This window comes from Massilia aurea (genome assembly GCF_024753205.1).
GTDB lineage: Bacteria > Pseudomonadota > Gammaproteobacteria > Burkholderiales > Burkholderiaceae_D > Telluria > Telluria aurea.
The window spans coordinates 1-585 of sequence record NZ_JANUGZ010000039.1; the positions used below are offsets into that span (position 1 = coordinate 1).

At 58.6% G+C, this 585-nt stretch carries 1 protein-coding gene; it reads right to left on the minus strand.

Annotation, left to right across the window (positions count from 1 at the left end; translation table 11 throughout):
- Positions 1–585, minus strand: a 585-nt coding sequence (locus tag NX775_RS23940; RefSeq protein ID WP_258838256.1) for a condensation domain-containing protein, incomplete at both ends; no start/stop codon positions are given.

A 585-nucleotide genomic window follows, 5' to 3' on the forward strand; every position in this document is an offset into this window, starting at 1 on the left:
AGCAACGGTGCGCGAGAAAGATCCAGGCGCAGATGGTCGGTCATGTCCATCAGTTGTGCATGCGTGTCTACAGCCGTATCGAACGCTACCTCACGTACTTCGATCGGGGCCTGCCGGTGGACGACCTGCACGGCGCGCTCCAGGCCTTCCCAATGAACGGAACTGCGCAAGATGTCGTGGCGATCAACAACATGTTGCAAAGCAGAAAGGAAGCGGTCGACGTGAGTACGGGTGTCGAAACGCAGTGCCGTGCGCAACAGGTAGGTATCGGTTTCGTTGTCGAGTAGGTGATGAAACAGGATGCCTTCTTGCAGCGGCCCGAGCGGATAGATGTCCTGAATAGCGGATGCACCACCTGGAACCTTTGCTGCAATGGCGTCACGCTGTTCTAAGCCAAGCGTTACCAGCGGCGGCAACACATGGGCGAGACCGTCGTCGAACGCGGAACTGTCGACTGAAGTCGGCAGGCTGCTACCAGATCGTTCCAGTCTGGCAGCGAATGCAGCCAGCGTCGGCTCGGTGAAGATGACTCTGACATCGGCGCCCAAGCCCTTCTTGCGCAGCCGCTCGGTCATTGTGATCACG